Source organism: Bradyrhizobium sp. WSM471 (assembly GCF_000244915.1).
Classification (GTDB): Bacteria; Pseudomonadota; Alphaproteobacteria; order Rhizobiales; family Xanthobacteraceae; genus Bradyrhizobium.
On sequence record NZ_CM001442.1, the window covers coordinates 108,188 to 128,790 of the forward strand.

General features: G+C 64.6%; 20 protein-coding genes. 12 read left to right on the forward strand and 8 right to left on the reverse strand.

Going from position 1 to position 20,603, the window contains the following annotated elements:
- The first annotated feature begins 62 nt into the window (after nt 1-62).
- The 3 genes from BRA471DRAFT_RS00475 to BRA471DRAFT_RS00485 are packed head-to-tail and all read left to right on the forward strand — an operon-like array spanning nt 63 to nt 2,054.
- A complete protein-coding gene (locus tag BRA471DRAFT_RS00475) occupies nt 63-989 on the forward strand; it encodes a hydrogen peroxide-inducible genes activator (protein WP_007603909.1) in 927 nt (308 codons plus the stop codon).
- Nucleotides 990-996: 7 nt separating this feature from the next.
- A complete protein-coding gene (locus tag BRA471DRAFT_RS00480; protein WP_007603910.1) occupies nt 997-1,461 on the forward strand; it encodes a GNAT family N-acetyltransferase in 465 nt (154 codons plus the stop codon).
- Nucleotides 1,458-2,054 (forward strand): glutathione S-transferase family protein, encoded by a 597-nt coding sequence (locus BRA471DRAFT_RS00485; RefSeq protein WP_007603911.1) that lies wholly within the window; start codon nt 1,458-1,460, stop codon nt 2,052-2,054. The genes BRA471DRAFT_RS00480 and BRA471DRAFT_RS00485 overlap by 4 nt, the downstream gene beginning before the upstream one ends.
- Before the next feature lie 53 nt (nt 2,055-2,107).
- Here BRA471DRAFT_RS00485 and fabI read toward each other — a convergent pair whose 3' ends face one another.
- The 3 genes from fabI to fabA all read right to left on the reverse strand — a co-directional run bounded on the left by fabI (nt 2,108) and on the right by fabA (nt 4,831).
- A complete protein-coding gene (gene fabI / locus BRA471DRAFT_RS00490; protein WP_035973468.1) occupies nt 2,108-2,908 on the reverse strand; it encodes an enoyl-ACP reductase FabI in 801 nt (266 codons plus the stop codon).
- Between the two features lie 138 nt (nt 2,909-3,046).
- Nucleotides 3,047-4,270, reverse strand: a complete 1,224-nt coding sequence (gene fabB, locus BRA471DRAFT_RS00495) for a beta-ketoacyl-ACP synthase I (RefSeq protein ID WP_007603913.1) — start codon at nt 4,268-4,270, stop codon at nt 3,047-3,049.
- Between the two features lie 39 nt (nt 4,271-4,309).
- The gene (gene fabA, locus BRA471DRAFT_RS00500; protein ID WP_007603915.1) at nt 4,310-4,831 is read right to left on the reverse strand and encodes a bifunctional 3-hydroxydecanoyl-ACP dehydratase/trans-2-decenoyl-ACP isomerase; all 522 of its coding nucleotides are present in this window, start codon (nt 4,829-4,831) and stop codon (nt 4,310-4,312) included.
- A gap of 355 nt (nt 4,832-5,186) precedes the next feature.
- On the opposite strand from fabA, the gene irrA reads away from it, so the two are divergent.
- Nucleotides 5,187-5,678, forward strand: a complete 492-nt coding sequence (gene irrA / locus BRA471DRAFT_RS00505) for an iron response transcriptional regulator IrrA (RefSeq protein ID WP_035973469.1) — start codon at nt 5,187-5,189, stop codon at nt 5,676-5,678.
- 140 nt (nt 5,679-5,818) lie between these two features.
- Here irrA and BRA471DRAFT_RS00510 read toward each other — a convergent pair whose 3' ends face one another.
- The gene (locus BRA471DRAFT_RS00510) at nt 5,819-6,349 is read right to left on the reverse strand and encodes an SH3 domain-containing protein (RefSeq protein ID WP_007603917.1); all 531 of its coding nucleotides are present in this window, start codon (nt 6,347-6,349) and stop codon (nt 5,819-5,821) included.
- Nucleotides 6,350-6,679: 330 nt separating this feature from the next.
- Here BRA471DRAFT_RS00510 and BRA471DRAFT_RS00515 point away from each other — a divergent pair, with 330 nt between their 5' ends.
- Complete coding sequence (locus BRA471DRAFT_RS00515) at nt 6,680-7,681, forward strand: D-glycerate dehydrogenase (protein WP_007603918.1); 1,002 nt, start codon at nt 6,680-6,682, stop codon at nt 7,679-7,681.
- Nucleotides 7,682-7,684: 3 nt separating this feature from the next.
- Here the strand turns inward: BRA471DRAFT_RS00515 and BRA471DRAFT_RS00520 are convergent, their stop codons facing one another.
- Nucleotides 7,685-8,596: a LysR family transcriptional regulator gene (locus BRA471DRAFT_RS00520; protein WP_007603919.1), complete on the reverse strand. Its 912-nt coding sequence runs from the start codon at nt 8,594-8,596 to the stop codon at nt 7,685-7,687.
- A 117-nt stretch (nt 8,597-8,713) separates the two neighbouring features.
- On the opposite strand from BRA471DRAFT_RS00520, the gene BRA471DRAFT_RS00525 reads away from it, so the two are divergent.
- Nucleotides 8,714-9,721 (forward strand): aldo/keto reductase, encoded by a 1,008-nt coding sequence (locus tag BRA471DRAFT_RS00525; protein WP_007603920.1) that lies wholly within the window; start codon nt 8,714-8,716, stop codon nt 9,719-9,721.
- 9 nt (nt 9,722-9,730) lie between these two features.
- Here BRA471DRAFT_RS00525 and BRA471DRAFT_RS00530 read toward each other — a convergent pair whose 3' ends face one another.
- Nucleotides 9,731-10,534 (reverse strand): molybdopterin-synthase adenylyltransferase MoeB, encoded by an 804-nt coding sequence (locus BRA471DRAFT_RS00530; protein WP_007603921.1) that lies wholly within the window; start codon nt 10,532-10,534, stop codon nt 9,731-9,733.
- Between the two features lie 233 nt (nt 10,535-10,767).
- Between BRA471DRAFT_RS00530 and BRA471DRAFT_RS00535 the strand changes: the two genes are divergently transcribed.
- Nucleotides 10,768-12,126 carry a serine protease gene (locus BRA471DRAFT_RS00535; protein WP_007603922.1) on the forward strand — a complete coding sequence of 453 codons (1,359 nt, stop codon included), beginning with the start codon at nt 10,768-10,770 and terminating at the stop codon, nt 12,124-12,126.
- 144 nt (nt 12,127-12,270) lie between these two features.
- Here the strand turns inward: BRA471DRAFT_RS00535 and ggt are convergent, their stop codons facing one another.
- The gene (gene ggt, locus BRA471DRAFT_RS00540) at nt 12,271-13,950 is read right to left on the reverse strand and encodes a gamma-glutamyltransferase (protein ID WP_007603923.1); all 1,680 of its coding nucleotides are present in this window, start codon (nt 13,948-13,950) and stop codon (nt 12,271-12,273) included.
- A 237-nt stretch (nt 13,951-14,187) separates the two neighbouring features.
- Between ggt and BRA471DRAFT_RS00545 the strand changes: the two genes are divergently transcribed.
- Entirely contained in the window at nt 14,188-14,928 is a 741-nt protein-coding gene (locus BRA471DRAFT_RS00545) for a ParA family protein (RefSeq protein ID WP_007603924.1), read from the forward strand.
- Between the two features lie 250 nt (nt 14,929-15,178).
- Here the strand turns inward: BRA471DRAFT_RS00545 and mutM are convergent, their stop codons facing one another.
- Complete coding sequence (mutM, locus tag BRA471DRAFT_RS00550) at nt 15,179-16,060, reverse strand: bifunctional DNA-formamidopyrimidine glycosylase/DNA-(apurinic or apyrimidinic site) lyase (protein ID WP_007603925.1); 882 nt, start codon at nt 16,058-16,060, stop codon at nt 15,179-15,181.
- 81 nt (nt 16,061-16,141) lie between these two features.
- Between mutM and ubiE the strand changes: the two genes are divergently transcribed.
- The 4 genes from ubiE to dut are packed head-to-tail and all read left to right on the forward strand — an operon-like array spanning nt 16,142 to nt 20,437.
- Complete coding sequence (ubiE, locus tag BRA471DRAFT_RS00555) at nt 16,142-16,903, forward strand: bifunctional demethylmenaquinone methyltransferase/2-methoxy-6-polyprenyl-1,4-benzoquinol methylase UbiE (protein WP_007603927.1); 762 nt, start codon at nt 16,142-16,144, stop codon at nt 16,901-16,903.
- Nucleotides 16,900-18,474, forward strand: coding sequence for a 2-polyprenylphenol 6-hydroxylase (ubiB, locus tag BRA471DRAFT_RS00560; protein ID WP_007603928.1), 1,575 nt, complete (start codon nt 16,900-16,902; stop codon nt 18,472-18,474). Before ubiE ends, ubiB begins: the two co-directional genes overlap by 4 nt.
- Nucleotides 18,475-18,530: 56 nt before the next feature.
- Nucleotides 18,531-19,982 carry a bifunctional phosphopantothenoylcysteine decarboxylase/phosphopantothenate--cysteine ligase CoaBC gene (gene coaBC, locus BRA471DRAFT_RS00565; RefSeq protein WP_007603929.1) on the forward strand — a complete coding sequence of 484 codons (1,452 nt, stop codon included), beginning with the start codon at nt 18,531-18,533 and terminating at the stop codon, nt 19,980-19,982.
- Nucleotides 19,979-20,437, forward strand: coding sequence for a dUTP diphosphatase (dut, locus tag BRA471DRAFT_RS00570; RefSeq protein WP_007603930.1), 459 nt, complete (start codon nt 19,979-19,981; stop codon nt 20,435-20,437). Before coaBC ends, dut begins: the two co-directional genes overlap by 4 nt.
- The last annotated feature ends 166 nt before the right edge of the window (nt 20,438-20,603 follow it).

Consider the following 20,603-nt stretch of genomic DNA (forward strand, 5'->3'; position numbering starts at 1 on the left):
TCTAAGCTTCGCGTTCGATCAGGGGAAGTTGACTTTAATGATCGCAGCGATAAGATTTTCTGATGCTAAACCTCACTCTGCGCCAGCTCCGGTATTTCGACGCCCTGGCGCGTCACAGTCATTTCGGGCGCGCGGCTGAGTCTTGCTCGATCTCGCAGCCAGCCCTGTCGATGCAGATCAAGGAACTGGAGGAGGCGCTCGGCGGCCTGCTGCTGGAGCGCAGCGCCCGGCAGGTGGCGCTGACCCGATTTGGCGAGGAGCTCGCGCAGCGCGTCCGCGACATTTTGCGCTCGGTCGACGAGCTCGGCGATTTCGCCCGCGCCTCGCAGGACCGGTTCTCCGGACGGCTGCGCATCGGCATGATTCCGACGATCGCGCCCTATCTGCTGCCGACGATCACCAAGAACCTGATGCGCATGCATCCGGAGCTCGACATCCGCGTGCGCGAGACGATGACGCCGCGGCTGATCCAGGAACTGGTGGAAGGCCGGCTCGATACCGCCATCGTTGCGTTGCCGGTGTCCGAGCCCTCGCTCACCGAGGTCGCCCTGTTCGAGGAAAAATTCCTGCTGGTGCGGCCGAGCGCGGATGAGGGAACGCCGGCACCATCCCGGGAGATGATGCGCGAGATGCGGCTGCTGTTGCTCGAAGAGGGGCACTGCTTCCGCGATCAGGCGCTGTCATTCTGCAACATGCAATCGGCGCCGCCGCGCGAGATGCTGGATGCCAATTCGCTGTCGACGCTGGTCCAGATGGTCAGCGCCGGCATCGGCGTCACCTTGATCCCGGAGATGGCCGTGCAGGTGGAGACGCGATCGGCCTCGGTCTCGCTGGCGCGCTTCCGCGACCCGCAGCCGTCGCGCACCATCGGCATGGTCTGGCGCAAGACCAGTCCGCTGGCGCGGCAACTCCTGCAAATCTCCGAGGTGGTGTGCCTGTCGGCGGGCAAGGTGCGCGCACGGCCATCCGTGCGCAGCCCGCGGACCTGAGGCCTCGATGTCCCATCCCATCATCCGCCCGGCCCGCGCGGACGAATACGACGAGATCGGCCGTGTCTGGATGGAGAGCTGGATCTCGACCGGGCTCGGCGAGGCGAGCGACTTCCTGCTGGCAAACTTGCGTGCGCGCATCCGGCGCGAGATCGGGGACGGCTGGAGCCTGTTCGTCGCCGACGACAACGGCACTATCGCCGCAATGCTGGCGCTGCATTTGCCAAAACTCTATCTCGACATGCTGTTCGTCGCGCCCGCCTATCAGGGCCAATCGCTGGGCCGCCAATTGCTCGCCTTCACGCGCACGCAAATGCCGGACGAGATGTATCTGCGCTGCGTCCGCGAGAACGAAAAAGCCTGGCGCTGGTACGAGCGCGAGGGCTTTGTGTTCGAGAAGCAAGAGATCGAGCCGTCGAACGGGTTCATGATGAAGTATTATCGGTGGAAGAAAGACGGAAAATCTCGATGATCAAGCTCTACTGGTCGCCCCGCTCGCGCTCGTTCACGACGCTCTGGCTGATGGAAGAAAGCGGTCTGCCCTATGAGCGCGTGCTGACCGACATCTCGACCGGCGCACAGAAGGCGCCGGATTTTCTCAAGGTCAATCCGATGGGCAAGGTTCCGGCGCTGACCGACGGCGATGCCGCGCTGGGCGAGGCCGCCGCCATCTGCGCCTACATTGCCGATCGCTATCCCGAGACCGGGCTGGCGCCAGCCGTGGCCGATCCGCGCCGCGCGCGTTACCTGCAATGGTTGTTCTTCTCGCCGGGCTGCATCGAACCCGCCATCATCCAGATCTTCACCAAGATCGAGATCCCGACATCGACCGCGGCCTGGGGCAGCGCGACGCAGGTCTTCGACGTGCTGGAAGCCGTGCTTGCGAAGGGGCCGTGGATTCTCGGGGAGGAATTTTCGGCCGCCGACATCACGATCGGATCGGGCCTGAACTTCGCGGTGCGCCTGTTCAAGATGGTGCCGTCGCGCCCGGCCTTCGATGCCTATCTCGCGCGCTGCATGGCGAGGCCGGCGTTCCAGCGCGCGGAGAAGATCGCGGCCGGTTAGAGCATGATCCGGAAAAGTGCGAAGCGGTTTTCCGAACAGATCGTGCTCACACTTCAGTCTTCCGTCTTCATATCGTCCGGCCGCGGCATCAGGACGATGTTGTAGCCGGAATCGACATAGTGGATCTCGCCGGTCACGCCGCCGGAGAGATCCGACAACAAATACAGCGCCGAGCCGCCGAGTTCGTCGAGCGTGACGCCGCGGCGGAGCGGGGAATGCTTTTGCATGAAGGCGAACATCGCGCGCGCCTCGCCGATGCCGGAGCCGGCGAGCGTGCGGATGGGGCCGGCGGAGATCGCGTTGACGCGGATGCCGCGCGGTCCGAAATCGGATGCAAGATAGCGCACCGAGGCTTCCAGCGCCGCCTTGGCCACGCCCATCACATTGTAGTTCGGCATCGCGCGTTCCGAGGCGCCGAAGGTCAGCGTGATCATGCTGCCGCCCTCCGTCATCAGTTCGGCAGCGCGTTTTGCCACTTCCGTGAAGGAGAAGCAGGAGATCACCATGGTGCGCGAAAAATTCTCGCGGCTGGTGTCGGCGTAACGGCCCTTGAGCTCGTTTTTGTCGGCGAAGCCGATCGCGTGGATCACGAAGTCCAGCCGGCCCCACTCTTCGCGCAAGGCCGTGAATGTGGCGTCGACGCTGGCGATGTCCTCGACGTCGCAGGGCAGCACCATATCGACGCCAAGCTGCTCGGCCAGCGGCTTGACGCGCTTGCCCAGGGCCTCGCCCTGGAAGGTGAAGGCGAGCTCGGCGCCGTGGGCATGCAGCGTCTTCGCCATGCCCCAGGCGATCGAATGATCATTGGCGATGCCCATGATCAGACCGCGCTTGCCTTTCATTAATTCCTGCATCGTTTCGATCGCTTTCCGCTTTCGTCATGCCCGGGCTTGTCCCGGGCATCCACGCCCTTCGAAGCCGGAGGCCAAGACGTGGATGGCCGGGACAAGCCCGGCCATGACGAGAAAATTACCAGCGCGTCCGCAAGGACGTCACGCGTCCAGCCGGCTGAACACCAGCGTGGCGTTGGTGCCGCCGAAGCCGAAGGAGTTCGACAGCACGGTGCCGATTTTGACGTTGTCGATGCGCTTGCGCACGATCGGCATGTCCGCGAACACGGGGTCGAGTTCCTGGATGTGGGCGCTCTCGCAGATGAAGCCATTGTTCATCATCAGCAGCGAATAGATCGCTTCCTGCACGCCGGTTGCGCCGAGTGAGTGACCGGTCAACGCCTTGGTCGCCGAGATCGGCGGGCACTTCTCGCCGCTTCCGAACACCCTGCGCAGTGCGTCGATCTCCGGCGGATCGCCGGCCGGCGTCGATGTCGCGTGCGGATTGATGTAGTCGACCTTGGTCTTCACGGTCGACATCGCCATGCGCATGCAGCGCTCGGCGCCCTCGCCTGATGGTGCGACCATGTCGTAGCCGTCGGACGTCGCGCCATAGCCGACGATCTCACCATAAATCCGCGCGCCGCGCGCCTTGGCATGCTCGAGCTCTTCCAGCACCAGCACGCCGGCGCCGCCGGCAATCACGAAGCCGTCGCGGTTGACGTCGTAGGGACGCGAGGCCGTGGCAGGCGTGTCGTTGTACTTCGAGGACATCGCGCCCATGGCGTCGAACAGCACCGACAGCGACCAGTCCAGCTCCTCGCAGCCGCCGGCGAAGATGACGTCCTGCTTGCCGATCTGGATCGTCTCATAGGCGTTGCCGACGCAATGGTTCGACGTGGCGCAGGCCGATGAGATCGAATAGTTCACGCCTTTGATCTTGAACCAGGTCGCAAGCGTTGCGGAGGCCGTGGAGGACATCGCCTTCGGCACTGCAAACGGGCCGACGCGCTTTGGTCCCTTGGTGCGGGTGATGTCGGCGGCCTCGACGATGGTGCGCGCCGACGGACCGCCGGAGCCCATGATGATGCCGGTGCGAATATTGGAAATTTCGTCAGGCGAAAGACCGGAATCCTGGATCGCCTGTTCCATCGCGATGTGATTCCACGCCGCGCCCTGACCGAGGAAACGCATGGCGCGGCGGTCGACCACCGTCGAAGGATCGAGCGTCGGCGCACCCTGCACCTGGGAACGGAAGCCGAGCTCGGCATATTTCTCAGCCCGCGAAATGCCCGACTTCGCCTCGTGAAGGCTCGCAAGCACTTCCTGGGTGTTGTTTCCGATGGAGGAGACAATGCCCATCCCGGTGACCACAACCCGCCTCATGACAGCCTCGCCTCAATCGTTGTCTTCGTGGTGATGCGCTCAGCCCAGGCTCGTGCCCTGCTTGAACAGGCCGACCTTCAAATCCTTCGCGCGATAGATAATCTGGTCATCGACCGAAAGCCATCCGTCGGCGATACCGAGCACCAGCTTTGAACGCATCACGCGCTTGATATCGATGTTGTACACAACCTTGCGGGCCTCCGGCAGCACCTGACCGCTGAACTTCAGCTCGTTCAGGCCAAGCGCGCGACCGCGACCTTCACCGCCGCTCCAGCCCAGATAAAAGCCGACCATTTGCCACAGCGCATCGAGCCCGAGGCAGCCGGGCATCACCGGATCGTTCTTGAAGTGGCAGCCGAAGAACCAGAGGTCGGGCTTCACGTCGAGCTCGGCGCGCACCACCCCCTTGCCGAATTCACCGCCGGTCTCGCTGATGTCCGTAATGCGGTCGAACATGAGCATCGGCGGCAGCGGCAATTGCGCATTGCCAGGGCCGAACATCTCGCCGCGGGCACATGCCAGCAGATCTTCATATTCGTAACCGTTGCGCCTGTTCAGCATGCGGAAGCCTTTGTGTTCAAACCCCGATTGAGCGGCGTTTCCGGCGAAAATGGGCCCCATCCTGTTCGAAAGGCAACATCTGTTGCCATTGTCAGACGAGAATACCGAAAGACCCTGGATGGATAGCGAGCGGCCCTCAATGCCGGGTCGCGCCAAAATCGGTTAAGCGGAACCGCGGGCTCTCTAACACAGGCCATTTCGGGTAGCAAAGCGCTCTCATGAAGGTAAAATGACGGGCCGCGGGACCGGTTCCCTCGCTGATTAGAACCACTCTAGTTGCGAGAAACTTGCATCTGCATCTATCTCTCCATATATGTTGCAGGATCACAGTGTTCACGCGTGCCCGAAGCTGGAAATGAACGAAAATAACGCGCCCTATCGCGACGAAGAGGCCCATGCGGCGGCTCTTATGTCCGGCCGCCAGCCGGCTTTGACCGGTTGCCCGTGGCACGACGTCAACGAAATGCTCCAGTCCGCCGGGCTTCGTCCGACGCGCCAGCGCATGGCGCTTGGTTGGCTCCTGTTCGGCAAGGGTGCACGTCACCTCACGGCTGAAATGCTCTACGAGGAAGCGACGCTGGCCAAGGTGCCGGTCTCGCTGGCAACCGTCTACAACACGCTGAACCAGCTCACCGATGCCGGTCTGCTTCGTCAGGTCAGCGTCGACGGCACCAAGACCTATTTCGACACCAACGTCACGACTCACCATCACTACTATCTCGAAAACAGCCACGAGCTGGTCGACATCGAGGATCCGCATCTGGCGCTGTCCAAGATGCCGGAGGTGCCGGCGGGTTACGAGATCGCCCGCATCGATATGGTCGTACGGTTGCGCAAGAAGCGCTGAGATCGTCTAAAACTGCTGAATTCGTCGTCATAGCCGGGCTTGTCCCGGCCATCCACGTTTTTGGACTGGTCGAGAAGCGCGTGGATGCCCGGGACGAGCCCGGGCATGACGGTGGAGCAACAGCTCCGCTCCCACCCCCGTCAGTTCACCTGCTCGTCCGAGTAGACGCCCCAGAGGCGCTCCTGCTGGATCCAGCCGTCAAAGCCGTTACCGCTGACGCGGCACCAGTTTGCACTGCACTTCTTCACCTGTGTGACGACGCCGGCCTGGAGCCTGGCCGCAACCGCGCTGTCGGGATCGGCGCGATCGTAGATCGGCGCGAGCTCGTCCTTGTGCTTCATGGTGACGACAGCGGTACGGCGGCCCGACAGCAGCGAGTGATAGACCCAGCCCTCGGCGCCCTCGGAATCGCGGACCCGGCGCCAGTTCTCGAACTCGGCTGTGATTTCGACCGGCAGGCCGGAGCGGGTGTAGACCCAGGCGACGTCATTGTCCTTGGTCGGGCCGGCGCGGACGTTGACGTGATCCGATTTCAGGCTGACGTAGCGCGGCACCGGGAGGCCCGAGGCAGTCTGGGGTGTGCTGTCCTTTGCCGAATGCCCGGGACTGACCGAAGCGCTCAACCAGGTGCAAACGAGCGCCATCACCGAACAAAAACGCCCCAACGCCATCAACCCGTCTCCTGTCGAAGGTCCGGCCGAGCCGGGCCCCCTCACTTCAAAATTCCAAAACCAGGCCGCTGTCGCCCCTGTGACCCGCCCCATGCGGGTGTTCCCGAGCCCTTTACCCGTGGTTCTTGTCTTGGCCCGGCCTTCTGCTAGAGAGGACGGACATCTGAACAACCGGTTTGTCCCGATTTTCCGGCCGGAAATGTCGGGAGAGCTTGAAGGAAACGCCGGGGACGACACGGCAAGCGCAGTGTCGAACAACCGGGTTAATGAGGCCTCAACGGCCGGCCTTTGGCGACGGAGGCGGCTCGCAACGCCTCATGAGGGCAGGACATGTCGGTGAAGAAAAAGCCCCTCGTCGTGGTGACGCGCAAGCTTCCGGACTCGATCGAGACCCGGATGCGCGAGCTGTTCGACGCGCGGATCAATCTCGACGACACGCCGATGTCGCGCGAGCAGATCGCGGAAGCCGCACGCACGGCCGACGTGCTGGTCCCAACCGTGACCGATCACATCTCCGCCGATATCGTCAACCAGCCCGACTGCAGGCTGAAACTGATCGCGAATTTCGGCAACGGCGTCGACAACATCGATGTCGAGGCCGCGCATGCCCGCGGCATCACCGTCACCAACACGCCGAAAGTTCTGACCGAAGACACCGCCGACATGACCATGGCGCTGATCCTCGCCGTTCCCAGGCGGATGATCGAAGGCGCCTCGATCCTGACGGAAGGAAAACCCTGGCCGGGCTGGTCGCCGACATGGATGCTCGGCCATCGCATCGGCGGAAAGCGCCTCGGCATCATCGGCATGGGCCGTATCGGCCAGGCGGTCGCGCGTCGCGCCCGCGCCTTCGGCTTGCAGATCCACTACCACAACCGCCGGCCGGTGGCGCCGAAGATCGCCGAAGAGCTGGGCGCGACCTATTGGGAAAGCCTCGACCAGATGCTGGCGCGGATGGACATCATCTCGGTGAACTGTCCGCACACGCCGGCGACCTACCATCTGCTGTCGGCGCGCCGGCTGAAGCTGATCCGCAAGGACGCCTACATCGTCAACACCGCGCGCGGCGGGGTCACCGACGAGGACACGCTGATCAAGCTGATCGAAGGCGGCGAGATCGGCGGCGCCGGCCTCGACGTCTACGAGCACGAGCCCGCGGTGAACCCGAAGCTGGTGCGGCTCGCCAAGGCCGGCAAGGTGACGCTGCTTCCGCATATGGGCTCGGCCACGATCGAGGGCCGCGTCGAGATGGGCGAGAAGGTGATCATCAACATCCGCACCTTCCTCGACGCGCACAAGCCGCCGGATCGCGTGCTGCCGAGCATGCTCTGACGTCTATTTGCCGCGTGTTTCGCGCTTGCGCCAGTCGGCAACGAAATCAATGAAAGCTCGCAGCGCCGGCGGCGTTTGTCGCCGGCTTGGATAATACAGGAACGGGCCCGGAAACGGCTCGCACCAGTCCTGGAGCAGGCTGACCAGCGCGCCTGACTTCAGGGCTTCGCCGACATAGCCATCAAGCGTCGCCCAGATACCGACACCGTCGAGCGCAGCGCGCATGGAAAGACCCATGTTGGTCGAGATCAGCTTTGCCGGCGGATCGACCTTCACCAGCTGACCGGCCTTCTCGAACTCCAGATCATGCATGACACCGCTGGAGTAGCGGGCGCGGATGCAATCATGATCGAGCAGATCCTTCGGATGCTCAGGCTTGCCGCGGCGCGCGAGGTAATCGGGCGAAGCGACCACGACATAGCTCTGCGGGCCGCTGAGCGAGATCGCCACCATGTCCTGCGCGAGATGCTCGCCATAGCGCACGCCGGCATCGAAGCCCGCGCTGACGATGTCGACGAACCCGCTCTCGGAGACGATGTCGAGGTCGACCTGCGGATAGGCCTTGAGGAACGGCCCGATCATCGGCGCCAGCACGAGATCGACGGCGGGCGGCGGCGCGTTGATGCGCAGCCGGCCCGAGGCCATTTCGCGCAGGCCACGGACCTGATCGAGGGCGTCGCCGACATCGCGCAGCGCCGGCGCCACGCGCGACAACAGCAGCTCGCCCGCCTCGGTCAGGGCGACGCTGCGGGTGGTCCGGTTCATCAGGCGGACGCCGAGGCGCTCTTCCAGGTCCCGCAATCGCTGGCTAAGGCTCGACACCGACACGCGAATATCGATCGCCGCGCGCCGGAAATTGCGGGTGCGGGCCACCGCCACGAAGACATCGAGATCACGCAGGTCAGGCTCGGCCATTGTTCACCACAATGGACAAGCTATTCTGGATTGTCCAGCTTATCGGCGTAATCGATCGGGCGCATATCTGGCCTCGTCACGCGGCGCAATCAGCCTGCCGCCATTGGGAGAGCCATCATGGAACAGCGCAAACTCGGTTCAACCGGCCCCACCGTCTCAAGCCTTGGCCTCGGCTGCATGGCGATGTCGGATGCCTATGGTCCTTCCGATCGCGGCGAGAGCATCGCCACGATCCACGCCGCGCTCGATGCAGGAATCACGCTGCTCGACACCGGCGATTTCTACGCCATGGGCCACAATGAAATGCTGGTGCGCGAGGCGCTCAAGGACGTGCCGCGCGAAAAAGTGCAGATCAGCGTGAAGTTCGGCGCGCTGCGCGGTCCCGCCGGCGAATTCACCGGCATGGACTGTCGTCCGGCCGCAATGAAGAATTTTCTCGCCTATTCGCTGCAACGGCTCGGCACCGATTACATCGACATCTACCGCCCGGCGCGCCTTGATCCCAGCGTCCCGATCGAGGAGACGGTGGGCGGTCTCGCCGATCTCGTGAAGGCCGGCTACGTCAAACATATCGGCCTGTCCGAGGTCGGCTCCGACACCATCCGCCGCGCGCACGCCGTGCATCCGATCGCCGATCTCCAGATCGAATATTCGCTGATCGAGCGCGGCATCGAACGCGACATCCTGAAGACCTGCCGCGAGCTCGGCCTCAGCATCACGGCTTACGGCGTGCTGGCGCGCGGCCTCATCAGCGGCCATTGGTCGAAGGACTCCGGCAAGACCGGCAAGGACTACCGGCTGATGACACCGCGTTTCCAGGGATCGAATCTCGATTCCAATCTCGCGCTGGTGGAGCAGCTGCGCGCCATCGCTGCGGAGATCGGCGCAACGCCGGCACAAGTCGCGATCGCTTGGGTGGCGCAGCAGGGTAAGGAGATCGTGCCGCTGGTCGGCGCCCGCACCCGCAACCGCCTCACTGAGGCGCTCGGTGCGACCAAGGTCAATTTGACCCCGACTCAGCTTGCGGCGTTGGCCAAGGCGTTTCCGCCCAATGTCGCCTCAGGCACGCGCTATACGGCCGAGCAGATGGCGCATCTGGACAGCGAGAAGCCCGCCGCCGCGTAGTGTCTACAATCAAGTGCGATGGGCGCTGAGGTCAGTGATCACAGGCCCATCGCCATTGAGCGGATTGGCCGGATCGCGCGCGTAACGCAGCGTCTCGAAGCGCATCGCGCGCGCATCGATCATCAGGAGGCGGCCGACCAGGCCGTCGCCAAAGCCGACGATCTCGCGGATCGCCTCCAGCGCCATCATCGAGCCCATCACGCCCGCCAGCGCGCCCATGACGCCGGCTTCCGCGCACGCCGGCACGGTCCCGGGCGGCGGCGCCTCCGGGAACAGGCAGCGATAGGTCGGATTGAATTCGCCCTGCTCGTTCTTCTCGTGCGCGCGGATGGTGGTGAGCGAGCCATCGAAGGTGCCGAGCGCCGCCGTGATCAGCGGCCTCTTGGCGAAGAAGCAGGCGTCCGAGGCCAGATAGCGGGTCGAGAAATTGTCGGAGCCGTCGAGCACGAGGTCATAGTCGCCGATCAGCGACAGCGCATTGTCGGCATTGAGCCAGGTGGCGTGGCCGACGAAGCGGACATGCGGATTGAGCGCCGTGATCCGTTCGGCCGCGCTCTCGACCTTGTGCCGGCCGATGTCGGGCGTGGTGTGAATCACCTGGCGCTGGAGGTTCGACAGCGACACCACATCGTCATCGATCACGCCGAGCGTGCCGATGCCGGCGGCCGCCAGATACATCAACGCGGGCGCACCGAGCCCGCCGGCCCCGATCACCAGCACGGAGGCTCGCTTCAGCGCAGCCTGGCCGGGGCCACCGACATCGCGCAGCACGATATGGCGGGCATAACGTTCGAGTTCGTCCGGGCTCAGCATGGTCGTCCTTCGTTCTCTCAACCCTCATGGTGAGGAGCGCGGAACGCGCGTCTCGAACCATGCAGGCCCCGATATCGCCCGCGCCATCCTTCGAGGCGCGGCCTTGAGGCCGCTCCTCAGGATGAGGATTTGAGTTCGCGGGCACTCTCGCAGCCTGAACCACCGCAACATTGTTCGCGACCAACGAGATGTGCTTCAATGGCATTGCGTTCAATGGGCTGGCTGGATTTGTCATGAGATCAATGCTTGCGGCAACACTGATGTTTGCGGCTGCGACAGGCGCGAACGCCCAGATGACGACAGCGCAGATCCCCGGCACCAAGCCGAAGCCGGTCCAGACCGTTCCGATCCGGCCTCCTGCGTTGCAGACGCCGGCTGCGACGGCCGATGCCATGGCGCAGGCGGAGCGGCTGTCGCTGCAGTCCGACCTCGCCTGGGTCGGCCAGTACAACGGCGCTATCACCGGCGACGTCAGCGCGCGCATGGTCGATGCCATCAAGGAATACCAGAAGCTCAGGGGTAGCAAGCCGACTGGCGTGCTCAATCCGCAGGAACGCGCCGTGCTCGCTGAGACCGCGCGCCGGAAGCAGGACAACGTCGGCTGGAAGATCGTGACGGAGATGACCAGCGGCGCGCGGCTTGGCATTCCCTCAAAACTGGTGCCGCAGCAGGCGACCGACGCCACCGGCTCGAAATGGACCTCGCCCACTGGCACGGTCCAGGTGCTGCTCAGCCGCCGCAAGGAGGCGAACCCGACCACAGCCAAGCTTGCCGAAGCGGAGAAGAAGGAGCCGGGTCGCAAGGTCGACTACACCGTGGTGAAGCCCGACTTCTTCGTGCTGTCCGGTTTGCAGGGCCTGAAGAAATTTTACATGCGCGGCACTTCTCGGGGTGATGAAGTTCGCATCATGACGATCCTCTACGATCAGGCAACCGAGAACACGGTCGAGCCGGTCGTGATCGCGATGTCGAGCGCGTTCAGCGCGTTTCCGTCGGGGCCACAGGCCGGGCCGCCGCCACGCAAGAATGTCGAATATGGCACCGGCCTCGTCGTCAGCGACGATGGTGCGATCGTCACGGACCGCCTCGTCACCGATTCCTGTCTCGCGATCACGATCGCCGGCCATGGCAGCGCCGACCGTCTCGCCGAGGACCGGGAACACGATCTCGCGCTGCTGCATATCTACGGCGCGCGCGGCCTGAAGCCGCTCAGCCTCGGCGGCGGCGCGGCAAAGACGAGTGTCGATGTCATCGGTATCGCTGATCCGCAGAGCCAGGGCGGCGCGGCCGTCGCGTCGAGCCTCAAGGCTGCGCTGGCATCTGTCGGTGGCGGCGATTCCCCGCTCTCACCGCCGCCGGCTGTCGGCTTCTCCGGCAGCGCCGCCATCGACGGCGACGGCAAATTCGCCGGCGTTGCGCTGTTGAAGCCGACGATGGTCGCGGGCCCCGCGACGTCGGTGCCGGCGTCGCAGGCGGTGATGGTCTCCGCGGAGACGGTGCGCGATTTCCTGAAGGCGAACGCCGTCACCGCGAACGGCACGTCCACGGATGCAAAAGCCGCTGTCGTCCGGGTGATCTGCGTGCGCAAGTAACGCTCGTGTCCCGGGCGCGATGCGGCATGAAATGCCGCTTCGCTGAATTGCGACCCATGTCTCACATTCGATGCAAGAAGTTCTGGGCCCCGGCTCAGTGGCGCACCACTGAAGAAACGCTGCGCTGCGTCTGGGGCACGAGACCTAGCTCAGCCTGAACCTGATCCCGGCATTCGCGAGGCCACCCGATATCCCGACCGGCGTGCCGTCCGCACGCCAGCAAGCGGCGCCACTCATGGTGCCGTCGTCATGGAAGGCGATACCGTTCATGCCGCCGGCGACTGTCGCGACAGGCTGAACCTTGTGGCCGAGGCTCTCGAGCTTCGCGCGCACGCTCTCCGGCACCTTCTGCTCGACCTCGAGTGCATTACCCTCGGTCCAGACCCGCGGCGCCTCGACTGCTTGCTGCAAGCTCATACCGTGGTCGATCAGATTGAGCAGCGCCTGCATCGCGCTCGGGAAGATTCGTTTTCCGCCGGGCAAGCCCAGCGCATAGCGCAGCTTTCCATCACGGAGTGCCATCATCGGCGACATCGAGGTCGTCACCCGCTTGCCCGGCGCCAGCGACAGGGCGCGGCCTGGCCGCGGATCGAACAGGTTCATGTAGTTGTTGGCGATGGCGCCGAGGCCCGGGATCATGATCTTGGCGCCGAACAGATTGTTGATGGTCTGCGTGGTCGCAACCACGTTGCCGAACGCGTCAGCCGCCGTCATGTGCGTGGTGTGAGTGCCTTCAAGCTGCGACACGCCGGCGCCCCAGGCCTGCGCCCGCGCCGGATCGATCGCAGCACGGCGCTCCTCGGCATAGGCCTTCGAGGTCAGCCGCTCCACGGGGACGCAGACATAATCAGGATCGCCGCTGGCCGCGGCGCGATCGGCGAATGCGATCTTCAGGACCTCGGCGAGATAGTGGATCGTTTCCGGCGTGCCGAAGCCAAGGCTGCCGATGTCGTAACCCTCCAGGATGTTCAGCATCTGCGCGATATGCACGCCGGAGGCCGCGGGCGGCGGCGGGCCAAAGATGGTCCAGCCGCGATAATCGGCGCGGATCGGCTGCCGTTCGACGGTCTTGTAGCTGGTGAGATCGTTGCGCCGGATAAAGCCGCCAGCCTTTTCCATGTAGTCGACCAGTATGCCGCCAAGCGGCCCCTCGTAAAGCGCGGTCTCGCCGTGATCGGCGATGTAGCGGAGCGTTTCGGCATATTCTGATTGCACCACGCGCTCACCGGCCTTCAACGGCTGTCCATCAGGCAAGTAAATCGCCGTGATCGGCTTGTCCTTGCGCATCTCGGCGGCGCTCTCGGTGATGCATTCGTGCAGATAGGGTGTCGCCGCATAGCCGCGCGCGGCGTGCTTGATCGCGGGCTGCATGACGTCGGCGAGGCTCATGGTGCCGAAGCGGCGCAGCGTCTCGCACCAGGCTTTCAGCGAACCCGGTGTGGCGACAGCCTTTGGGCCGTTGAGATTTTCCTGGCCGACGGTGTCGAACACGTCATGCGCGGAACCCGGCATGGGAGTGTAGCTGGTGTCAAGCATCGCCGCGGGCACAGTGCTCTGCCCGTCGATGAAGCGGTGGCTGCCGTCGGCGAGCCGGATGTGCGCCATGCCGCCGCCGATGATGCCGACCATCATCGGCTCGACCACGGTCAGCGTGAACAGGGTCGCTATCGCGGCGTCGATGGCATTGCCGCCGGCGGCCAGCATCTCCGCGCCGGCGCTGGAGGCCAGTGGATGGTTGCTGACCACCATGCCGCGGCTCGATACCGCGGGCATCTTCTGGCATTCAAAATTCGTCGCCGTCCGGTCGCGCCAGTTTCCGCCCATGCCGCTTGTCCTTTTATTCACGGCAGCGAGCACAGCACACGTACGAGTACGGGTCCAGTAATGGTACGGATTCGCTGGCATTTCCGATTCCGCCATCATCGTTATTGCTGATTCGGACCTCCGCGATCCCCTTTGGATCGGGCCGGCACGTCCTGAGCGAGAAGAGCTCAGCATCGAGATCGATGCACGTTCACGTGGCGTTTCCCTGACCCGAGCACTCCAAAGGATTGATCTTCAATGCACACGATCGCACTGGCCACCCAAAAGGGTGGCAGCGGCAAGAGCACGCTCGCCATCGGCCTCGCGCTGGCAGCCAAGCAGGCCGGCTTCACCGTTCGCCTGATCGAAACCGACCCGCAGGGCACACTGTCCAACTGGCAGCGCCGCCGCACCACCGACGATCTCGTTGTCGAGCCGATCTATCACGCCGCCGACATCGAGCCGCGCCTCAAAATGCTGGCCGAAAGCGGCCTCCAGCTCGCGATCGTCGATACCGCCGCCGGCCTCAGCGCCGCGACCACCGCCGCGATCCGCCATTGCGACCTCTGCCTGATCCCGGCCCGCCCGAGCGTCGCCGACATCGAGGCGACCGTTTCGACGCTGAGCGTCGCACGCGCCTGGAAGCGGCCTTACAGCTTCGTGCTGAACCAGACTCCGATCCGCGGCCAGCGCATCGACAATGCCACCAACACCCTCGCCGAGGAAGCAGCGCTCGATCTCGCCGAGGTGCTCGCGCGTCCCCTGATCGTGATGCGCAACGACCATCAGGACTCGCTCGCAAGCGGCCTTGCGGTCAGCGAGTTCGCGCCGAACGGCAAGTCGACCGAGGAGATCCGCGGCCTCTGGCATTGGATCGAGACCCGGCTCGAGCTCGCCGCCACCAATGTCTTGATCGACCAGGTTATCGCGGCCGCGGACGGAATGTTGCACGTCACCGCCGATCTGGCGGTCGACGAGACCACGACACTGGCGTCCTGAGCGGGGCAATCGCCCAGACGCCAGCCGGCCCTTCGCCATCCGGAAGGGCCTTAGCGACGAAGCAATCCGGCCACCAGCCCGGCCGGATTGCTTCGCTTCGCGTTTTTTTGGCAGCCCTATCTCCGCCGTCATTGCTTTCGTAGCCTGGATGGAGCGCAGCGCAATCCGGGACGCCTCCATGCGCTGCACGAGAACCCGGATTGCGCTGCGCTCCATCCGGGCTACGGCACTCCATCATCGCGATGCTGACTCACTTCTGACATTTCGGACACCAGAACGTCGACCGGCCGTTCTGCGTGAACCGCTTCACGATGCCGCCGCAGCGCGGCGTGGTGCATTTCTCGCCCTCGCGGTCATAGACCTTGAACGAGTGCTGAAAATAGCCGAGCTCGCCCGAGGTCTGGCGATGATCGCGCAAGCTGGAGCCGCCGGCCTTGATGGCGTCGTTCAGCACGGTGTGGATCGCGCCGACCAATCGCTTTGCATGGTCGGTCGTCTCGCCCTTCTTGGTCGAGAGCGTCGCGGCGATCCGGCGCGGCGACAGATGCGAGCGATGCAGGGCTTCGCAGACATAGATGTTGCCGAGCCCGGCGACCACGCGCTGATCCAGCAACGCGGCTTTCAGGCTCGTGGTCTTGCCGGCGCAGGACCGCGCCAGCATCGCAGCGTCAAATTCGTTGCCGAGCGGCTCGGGGCCGAGCCCGCGCAGCAGCGGCTCCTCGTCGAGCGCACTGCGCGCGATCACTTTCATGTAACCGAAGCGGCGCGGATCGTTGAAGACGATGTCGGCGCCGGAGGACATCCGAAACAGCACGTGGTCGTGCGCGGAGTCCTTGGCTCGCGGATAGTGAAACTCGCCGGGCGCCACCTCGTTGTCCGGCTTGATGACGCGAAACGAGCCCGACATGCCCAGATGCATCAACAGCACGTCGCCGGAGGCGAGATCGGCCATGAGATATTTTGCACGGCGGCCGAGCCCCGTGACGACCTGTCCCTTCAGTCGGGCCACGAAATCCGGCTGGAAGGGAAAGCGCAAATCGGGCCTGCGGGCCTCCGCGACCAGGATTTTTGCACCCTCCATGACAGGCTGAAGGCCGCGGCGGACGGTCTCGACTTCGGGTAATTCGGGCATGGTCAGGCATTCACCTTATGAGGGCGGTGTGATAGCGCCATTGCGGCGGGCGCGCTATGGTCCGCCTCGTGGAGTAGAGTAATGGATCGGCCGGGCGAAACCACGCATTTTGGCTTCAGGGACGTTCCCCTGGGCGACAAGCAGACGCTGGTGAACGATGTGTTTCACAGCGTGGCGTCGCGCTATGATTTGATGAACGATTTGATGTCCGGTGGCCTGCACCGGGTCTGGAAGGACATCATGATCAGCGCGCTCAACCCGCCGCGAGGCGACCGGCCGTTCGCGCTGCTCGACGTCGCCGGCGGCACCGGCGACATCTCGTTCCGCGCCGCCAAGGCCGCAGGCGCGGGCTTCCATGCCACCGTCTGCGACATCAACACCGAGATGCTGGCGGTGGGCCGCGAGCGCGCCGCCAAGCGCCACCTCGAGACCCAGGTCGATTTCGTCGAAGGCAATGCGGAAGCGCTCGGCTTCGCCGACCGCAGCTTCGACGCATATACGATCGCTTTCGGCATTCGCAACGTGCCACGGATCGATCTCGCGCTGGCCGAGGCCTATCGCGTGCTCAAGCCAGGAAGCCGCTTCCTCTGTCTGGAATTCTCCACCGTCGAGATGCCCGGCCTCGACCGCCTTTATGACCTGTTCTCGTTCAAGGTGATCCCGCCGCTCGGCCGCATGATCACGGGTGACGCCGAGTCCTACCAATATCTGGTCGAGTCGATCCGCAAGTTCCCGAGACCCAACGCCTTCGCCGACATGATCCGCGACGCCGGCTTCGCCCGCGTGAACTGGCAGATATTGTCCGGCGGCATCGTCGCACTGCATTCAGGCTGGCGTTTGTGATTTCGGCGATAACCCATAGTGCGCGCCTGATGCGCGCCGCGTTCGTATTCGCGCGCGAGGGCGTATTCGGCGCCGTCGATCCGAGCCTGGTGCCGCCGCACGGACAGCTCGCGCTAAAACTCGCGCGCCTGATCGAACGGCGCGGTCCGAAGCATGGCCCGCGGCTGTCGCGCGCGCTGACCCGGATGGGCCCGGCCTATCTCAAGCTTGGACAATTTCTGGCGACGCGCCCCGATGTGGTCGGCGTTGCCATGGCGCGCGACCTCGAAAGCCTGCAGGACCGCCTGCCGCCGTTCTCGCAAGCCGAAGCGGAAGCCGTGATCGCGACGTCGCTGGAACGGCCGCTGACTGATGTGTTCGCGAGCCTCAGTGCGCCGGTGGCAGCCGCCTCGATCGCACAGGTGCATCGCGGCGAAGTCCTGCGCGACGGCCTCCGCAAGGCGGTCGCCGTGAAAGTGCTGCGGCCCAACGTGGCCGCACGCTTCCGCCGCGACCTCTCCGACTTCTTCTTCGTCGCATACAAGGCCGAATCCTATTCGTCCGAGGCGCGGCGCCTGCGCCTCATCGAGGTCATCAACACCATGTCGCGCTCGGTTGCGATGGAGATGGACCTGCGCCTCGAGGCTGCGGCGCTGTCGGAGATGGCGGAGAACACGCGCAACGATCCTGATTTCCGCGTGCCTGATGTCGACTGGGACCGCACCACGCACAACGTGCTGACGATGGAGTGGATCGACGGCATCGCGCTGAACGATCACAAGCGCCTGGCAGAGTCGCAGGTCGACCTGCCCGATCTCGGCCGCAAGGTGATTCAGAGCTTCCTGCGCCACGCGCTGCGCGATGGCTTCTTCCATGCCGACATGCACCCGGGCAATCTGTTCCTGGATGACGCGGGCCGTCTTGTCGCGGTTGATTTCGGCATCATGGGCCGGCTCGGCATGAAGGAGCGGCGCTTTCTCGCCGAAATCCTGCTCGGCTTCATCACCCGCGACTATCGTCGTGTCGCGGAAGTGCATTTCGAGGCCGGCTATGTGCCCGCGCATCACTCGGTCGAGAACTTCGCGCAAGCGATCCGCGCCATCGGCGAGCCCATTCACAACCGCACGGCGGAAGAGATCTCGATGGCGCGGCTGCTGACGCTGCTGCTCGAGGTCACCGGCCTGTTCGACATGACCACACGGCCCGAGCTGATCCTGCTCCAGAAGACCATGGTGGTGGTCGAGGGCGTGGCACGCGGCTTCGATCCCAAGCTCGACATCTGGAAGGTCGCCGACCCCGTGGTGCGGGAATGGATCGAGCGCAATCTCGGTCCGATTGGCCGGGTCCAGGGCGCGATCTCCGGCACCGGTGATCTCGCGCGCATCCTGATGCGTCTGCCTGATATCGCCGAGCGCTCGGTTGCGGTGCTCGAACAGCTGGAGACCATGACCCGGGAGGGTATCCGGCTGTCGCCCGAGAGCATCGCGGCGATGGGCCGCAGCGAGGGCCGCAAGAACCGTTGGCGCACCGTGGCGCTCTGGATCATTGCCGCGACCTTCATCGGCATCCTGATCGCCGTCCGGAATCTGTGATTGCAGTGTAATCATACGAATGATAGCATCGCTATCATTTGTGCTGGAGGGGCATCATGGCGAGCCTGACCATTCGCAAGCTCGATGAAGGCATCAAAACTTACCTCAGGCTGCGTTCGGCCAAGAACCGCAGGTCGGTCGAGGAAGAGGTCCGGGTCATCCTCGGGGAGTTGATCGAAGGCCGTGAGGAGCCGCTGACGCCGTTCACGGCGCCGCCCGCGACCACCACCGCCGCGATACCCCAACGCACCGGTACCGTTTCAGAAGCCAGCGTCACCCTGATCATCGGCGGCGGGATCGCGGCCTACAAATCGCTCGACCTGATCCGACGGCTCAAGGAGCGACGGATCGAGGTGCGCTGTGTGCTGACCAAGGCGGCGCAGCAATTCGTCACGCCGCTGGCCGTGAGCGCGCTCTCGCATGAGCGCGTCTACACTGACCTGTTCGATCCCCAGAGCGAGTTCGACGCCGGTCATATCCGGCTCGCGCGCGAGTGCGACCTGATCGTGGTGGCGCCTGCGACCGCGGATTTGATGGCCAAGATGGCGAACGGCCATGCCGACGATCTCGCCAGTGCTATCCTGCTCGCGACCAACCGCAAGGTCCTGCTTGCGCCGGCGATGAATCCGCTGATGTGGAACAACGCGGCGACGCGGCGCAATGTCGCGCAGCTTCAGCGCGACGGCATCATGCTGATCGGGCCGAATTCCGGGGAGATGGCGGAAGCAGGTGAAGCCGGCATCGGCCGCATGTCCGAAGCGATCGAGATTGCGACCGCCGCCGAGCGCCTGCTGCGGCCGCCGATGCCGCGCCCTCTCGCCGGCAAGCGCGTGCTGATCACTGCGGGTCCAACCCACGAGCCGATCGACCCGGTGCGCTACATCGCCAACCGGTCCTCCGGCAAGCAGGGCTTTGCGATCGCTGCCGCCGCACAGGCCGCAGGCGCCGAGGTGATCCTGGTCAGCGGCCCGGTCGAGCTTGGCGATCCCCAGGGCGTGACGGTTAAGCATGTGGAATCGGCAAGGCAGATGCTGGAACAGGTGCAGGCCGCGCTTCCCGCTGACATCGCGATCTTCGCCGCCGCCGTCGCCGACTGGCGGGTCGCCAATGAAGGCGAGCAGAAGCTGAAGAAGAGTTCGGCCGGCATGCCGCCGCTCCAGCTGGTCGAGAACCCCGATATCCTCGCGACGATCTCGAAACTGACCGACCAGCGTCCGCCACTGGTGATCGGCTTTGCCGCCGAGACCGAGCACCTCATCGACAACGCCAAGTCGAAGCTTGCTCGCAAGGGCTGCGACTGGATTGTCGCCAACGACGTCTCCCCCGCAACCGGGGTGATGGGCGGGGACCGCAACACCGTGCACCTCATCAGCCGCAAGAGCGGTGAGAAGAACGGCGAAATTGCAGTTGATTCCTGGCCGGCGATGACCAAGGAACAGGTCGCCATCGAACTGGTCGCGCATATCGCAAAGAGCGTGACCGGCAAATCCCGGGAGCCCGCATCTTGAGCAGCAAAGTCACCGTCGAACTGCAACGCCTGCCCCATGCGGAAGGGCTGCCGCTGCCGGCCTACCAGACCAATGATGCCGCCGGTCTCGACCTGATGGCCGCGGTGGCCGAGAACGAGCCGCTGACGCTGGCGCCCGGCCAATACGCGCTGGTGCCGACGGGCCTCGCGATCGCACTGCCGCCCGGGTACGAGGCGCAGGTGCGGCCGCGTTCGGGGCTTGCGGCCAAGCACGGCGTCACCGTGCTGAACTCACCGGGCACGATCGACGCGGACTATCGCGGCGAGATCAAGGTGATCCTGATCAACCACGGCCAGACCGCCTTCGTGGTCAAGCGCGGCGAGCGCATCGCGCAGATGGTGATCGCGCCAATGGTGCAGGCCGCGCTGGTTCCCGTGGCGACCCTGTCCGCGACCGACCGCGGCGCCGGCGGATTCGGCTCGACCGGCCGCTAGCCGAGCTGAGCGTTGGGTGTACCTCTCCCGCCTGCGCGAGAGGTCGCGCCGAAGGCGCGGGTGAGGGTTCTACCCTCTGGGGGATTGTCCCGTTGCCGAGAAACCCTCTCCCCGACCCTCCCCCGCAAGCGAGGGAGGGAGCGCACCGGCTTCGGGGGCAAGCAAT

What these genes read in the sequence shown, in the direction of transcription:
- BRA471DRAFT_RS00475 (WP_007603909.1), top strand. Translation starts at nt 63, where the DNA reads ATGCTAAACCTCACTCTGCGCCAGCTCCGGTATTTCGACGCCCTGGCG.
- BRA471DRAFT_RS00480 (WP_007603910.1), top strand. Translation starts at nt 997, where the DNA reads ATGTCCCATCCCATCATCCGCCCGGCCCGCGCGGACGAATACGACGAG.
- BRA471DRAFT_RS00485 (WP_007603911.1), top strand. Translation starts at nt 1,458, where the DNA reads ATGATCAAGCTCTACTGGTCGCCCCGCTCGCGCTCGTTCACGACGCTC.
- fabI (WP_035973468.1), bottom strand. Translation starts at nt 2,908, where the DNA reads ATGCAGGAATTAATGAAAGGCAAGCGCGGTCTGATCATGGGCATCGCC.
- fabB (WP_007603913.1), bottom strand. Translation starts at nt 4,270, where the DNA reads ATGAGGCGGGTTGTGGTCACCGGGATGGGCATTGTCTCCTCCATCGGA.
- fabA (WP_007603915.1), bottom strand. Translation starts at nt 4,831, where the DNA reads ATGCTGAACAGGCGCAACGGTTACGAATATGAAGATCTGCTGGCATGT.
- irrA (WP_035973469.1), top strand. Translation starts at nt 5,187, where the DNA reads ATGAACGAAAATAACGCGCCCTATCGCGACGAAGAGGCCCATGCGGCG.
- BRA471DRAFT_RS00510 (WP_007603917.1), bottom strand. Translation starts at nt 6,349, where the DNA reads ATGGCGTTGGGGCGTTTTTGTTCGGTGATGGCGCTCGTTTGCACCTGG.
- BRA471DRAFT_RS00515 (WP_007603918.1), top strand. Translation starts at nt 6,680, where the DNA reads ATGTCGGTGAAGAAAAAGCCCCTCGTCGTGGTGACGCGCAAGCTTCCG.
- BRA471DRAFT_RS00520 (WP_007603919.1), bottom strand. Translation starts at nt 8,596, where the DNA reads ATGGCCGAGCCTGACCTGCGTGATCTCGATGTCTTCGTGGCGGTGGCC.
- BRA471DRAFT_RS00525 (WP_007603920.1), top strand. Translation starts at nt 8,714, where the DNA reads ATGGAACAGCGCAAACTCGGTTCAACCGGCCCCACCGTCTCAAGCCTT.
- BRA471DRAFT_RS00530 (WP_007603921.1), bottom strand. Translation starts at nt 10,534, where the DNA reads ATGCTGAGCCCGGACGAACTCGAACGTTATGCCCGCCATATCGTGCTG.
- BRA471DRAFT_RS00535 (WP_007603922.1), top strand. Translation starts at nt 10,768, where the DNA reads ATGAGATCAATGCTTGCGGCAACACTGATGTTTGCGGCTGCGACAGGC.
- ggt (WP_007603923.1), bottom strand. Translation starts at nt 13,950, where the DNA reads ATGGGCGGAAACTGGCGCGACCGGACGGCGACGAATTTTGAATGCCAG.
- BRA471DRAFT_RS00545 (WP_007603924.1), top strand. Translation starts at nt 14,188, where the DNA reads ATGCACACGATCGCACTGGCCACCCAAAAGGGTGGCAGCGGCAAGAGC.
- mutM (WP_007603925.1), bottom strand. Translation starts at nt 16,060, where the DNA reads ATGCCCGAATTACCCGAAGTCGAGACCGTCCGCCGCGGCCTTCAGCCT.
- ubiE (WP_007603927.1), top strand. Translation starts at nt 16,142, where the DNA reads ATGGATCGGCCGGGCGAAACCACGCATTTTGGCTTCAGGGACGTTCCC.
- coaBC (WP_007603929.1), top strand. Translation starts at nt 18,531, where the DNA reads ATGGCGAGCCTGACCATTCGCAAGCTCGATGAAGGCATCAAAACTTAC.